The sequence below is a fragment of the Fulvivirga lutimaris genome (assembly GCF_009711525.1).
Lineage (GTDB): Bacteria > Bacteroidota > Bacteroidia > Cytophagales > Cyclobacteriaceae > Fulvivirga > Fulvivirga lutimaris.
On the sequence record NZ_SMLV01000172.1, the window covers coordinates 1 to 3,889 of the forward strand.

Annotated in this window: 2 protein-coding genes; both read left to right on the forward strand. The window is 37.6% G+C overall.

Translation table 11 applies throughout. The annotated features are described in order from the left end of the window. The first annotated feature begins 244 nt into the window (after positions 1–244). Positions 245–1,276, forward strand: a complete 1,032-nt coding sequence (locus E1140_RS01360; RefSeq protein ID WP_155178259.1) for a LacI family DNA-binding transcriptional regulator — start codon at positions 245–247, stop codon at positions 1,274–1,276. Between the two features lie 158 nt (positions 1,277–1,434). Next, positions 1,435–3,846, forward strand: coding sequence for a glycoside hydrolase family 31 protein (locus E1140_RS01365; protein ID WP_155178261.1), 2,412 nt, complete (start codon positions 1,435–1,437; stop codon positions 3,844–3,846). Positions 3,847–3,889 lie beyond the last annotated feature (43 nt).

Sequence of the window (3,889 nt, forward strand, 5' to 3'; positions counted from 1 at the left end):
TCCTAATAATAAAAGCACTTATTCACCGAAAAATTACCGCAAACGTTTACGCAAACGTTTGTGATTTTATTATAATTTAACATTTTTTTTCGAAAGGTGCATCCGATTGCACAAATTCATATTTTAAGACACCGGGCCAAAGTATCTTTTGAGTTGTTGCACAATTTCAATATTTACTCTAATTACACAGCGGATTTTATTATCTTGGCGCAGTTAATTACTACCGTATTCTGTAAACCAAATAATGAAGAACAATCAAATAACAATTAAGGACATAGCGAGAGAATTGGGAATATCTCCTTCAACTGTTTCAAGAGCACTAAAAGATCATCCAGATATTAGCACCGCAACAAAAAAAGCGGTCAATGAGTTAGCTGAAAAACTCAACTACACTCCTAACTCAATTGCCTTGAGCCTAAGGCAGAGTAAAACCAATACCATTGGGGTCATAATCCCTGAAATTATCCATTTCTTTTTCTCTACTGTAATTAGTGGTATTGAGGATATAGCCTATGACAAAGGATATAGCGTTATTGTGTCACAGTCTAACGAATCTTATGAAAGAGAGGTAATGGATTCAAAAGCTCTTTTTAATAACAGAGTTGATGGAATGCTGATCTCCTTGTCTAAAGAAACCTTAAAATACGACCACTTCCATACTATTCATGAAAGGGGAATGCCCTTAGTTCTTTTCGATCGAGTGACTGATGCCATAAATTGTAGTAAAGTAATAGTTGACGATTTTGATGGAGCCTTTAAGGCGACAGAACATCTAATTGAACAAGGAAATAAAAGGATCGCACATTTATCCGGACCTTCTAACCTTGAAATCAGCCGCAACAGACTAGCAGGGTACAAAGCTGCTCTAGAGCATTATAATATCCCATACCACGAAGAGTTAGTCATGGGCGACTTCACGTCTGAGGATGAAATGGTAGCTAAAAGTGTCGCTGCCAAGCTATTTGCACTTCAGAATCCTCCAGATGCTCTTTTTGCGATTAATGATATAGTAGCACTTGGAGCCATGATGGCTGCAAGAGAAAAGGGTTTAAATATTCCAAATGACTTTGCAATTGTAGGTTTTAGTAACTGGAGGTTTACCTCGCTCACCGAACCTGCCATGACTACCGTAAACCAACCCGGTTTCGAAATGGGACAAGAAGCTGCCAGACTTTTAATAAAGCAAATTGAAGCCAAAGACGATGAGGTTATTGAGCCTGAAACCAAAGTGCTCAAGACTAATCTTATTGTAAGAGGTTCTACAATTAAAAAGTAAGCCCTTTTATCAATAGTTTAATTTGAAGTTGTTAATATCAACTTCAAACGATTGCGGTCATTTTTTTGCAACACATTGTACTCAATCAGTTTAGTTATCACTAATTTGGTTTGTTTTTAGAGATTAATTTTGCTCTAATCTGAACCGAATTATTACTGATGGATAATACAAAAAACAATAAATTGAGCCAGGATCTTGGTGCATTTGAAAGTTTCAAAATCAATGCAGATGGACTTCAAGCAAAAACTAGCAATGGGAATTTTCAAATTAAGGTCTATGATGCTGGCATCATCAGAGTGCACATTTATTTTGGAGAGACTACTGACACCAATAAATACAGTGTAATTGCAAACCCAATTGAAGACAAGTTCAGCATTGAAGATTTTGATAGTCTTATCCTTGTTAAGACATCTCTCCTTCAACTTGAAATCTCAAAATCACCGGTAAGGTTTACATTTAGGAAACCAGATGGACAGATAATTTCTACTGATGACACCTTTGGTACATCCAGGATTGGCGAGCAAATAACTACCTACAAAAAGCTACAAGAGGGCGAGCGCTTTATAGGGCTTGGTGAAAAAACTGGTCCGCTAGACAGAAGAGGTCAGGGTTACGAACATTGGAATACCGATAGTTTTGCTTACGGGTCGGAACAGGACCCTCTTTATTGCTCTACTCCTTTTTACGTAGGACTACACAGCAGCCTGGCTTATGGAATATACCTTGACAACAGCCACAAGTCTTTTGTAAACTTCGGAGCATCAAATGACAGGTTTTCGAGCTTCTCAGTAGATGCTGGTGATATGGATTACTACTTCATTCATGATAATAATGTAGAAGGAATTATTAGGAAGTATGCTCACTTAACAGGAACAACTCCTCTCCCTCCACTCTGGAGTATAGGTTATCAGCAGTGCCGCTATAGCTATTACCCAGATGTAGAGGTCGAAAGAATTGCGAAAACTTTTAGACAGAAGAACATTCCTGCAGATGTGATTGTACTTGACATCCATTATATGGAGCAATACAAAATCTTTACCTGGGATAACAAAAAGTTTTCAAAGCCTGCTGAGTTGGTTCAGCACCTTAAGGAGCTTGGCTTTCATGTAGTGGTTATGTGTGACCCTGGAATAAAGATAGAAGATGGCTATACAGCTTATGAATCAGGCAAACAAAATGATGTGTTTATTAAATATCCTGATGGCACTAATTATAGTGGATCTGTTTGGCCAGGACTGTGTCATTTCCCTGATTTCACAAAAGAGTCAACCAGAAAGTGGTGGGAAGACAATTTAAATTCGTACACTGAAATTGGCGTTGATGGCTTTTGGAATGACATGAATGAAATTGCCACTTGGGGTCAAATGTTGCCTGAATTAATAGAATTTGACTTTGATGGTGAGAAAGACACTGCTCGAAAAGGGCGCAATTTATATGGCTTTCAAATGAGCAGAGCAACATTTGAGGGCACTAAAGCAGGTCTATCAAATAAACGACCATTTAATCTGACAAGAGCTGGTTTCTCCGGCATTCAAAGGTATGCTGCGGTTTGGACAGGTGATAACGTAGCTACTGACGAGCATATGATGCTTGGCGTAAGGTTAGTCAATAGTATGGGATTGGCAGGCATTGCTTTTGCTGGTTATGATGTTGGCGGGTTTGTAGGCAATGCCAGTGAACACTTATTTGCCAGATGGGCGCAAATAGGATCCTTTTCTCCTTTCTTCAGGGGGCATTCAATGATTAATAGCAGGGATTCGGAACCTTGGGCTTATGGTGAGCAGGTTGAAGAGATTTCTACAAATTTTATTCGACTGAGGTATAAGTTGATGCCATATATCTACTCACTATTTTTTGAAGCATCTATATCAGGCTTGCCATTACAGCGAAGCCTGGCCATTGACTACAGCTTTGATCATAATATATACAACGGCTTGTTCCAGAATCAATATTTATTTGGTCCTGCATTAATGGTAGCTCCTCTAGAAAGTGATAAAACACTTACTAAAGTCTATTTACCCGAAGGTGAATGGTACGAAATGTTTAATGACCAGAAGTTTGAAGGTAATCAGGAAATGATTATTGAGTGTGGCATTGAAAAATTGCCTGTGTTTATAAAATCATCATCAATAATTCCGCTTGCGCCAAAAGCCAATACTAATACTCAAGGTCTCGGAGATGTATTGGAGATTCATGTTTATGCAGGTCATCATGTAAACTCTTTTGTTTATTACGAAGACGATGGAGAGTCATATGATTATGAAAATGGACAATATTACAAAAGAACAATTATTTATAACCCTGAAACAAATTCAATAACGTTAGAAGAGGTTGAAGGAAGCTTTAAATCCAGATACAAACATTTGAAGTTCTGTCTGCATGCTTTTAATTACAGCTCATTTACTTTACAAGATCAACAAGTAGCTGCTCAGAAGCATGATTATAGATTTATTGAACCTATTTCAAATTTTGATCCATTTGGTAATGAAACTGGAGAAGGTTTAAAGATCAACGAGGTCATGTCAATCGCAACTGAATATGTTAATGATTCTATAACCTTAAAGTGGTAAAAACATCTCGTTAATCCAGGATAATCAATAAATAACATAACTG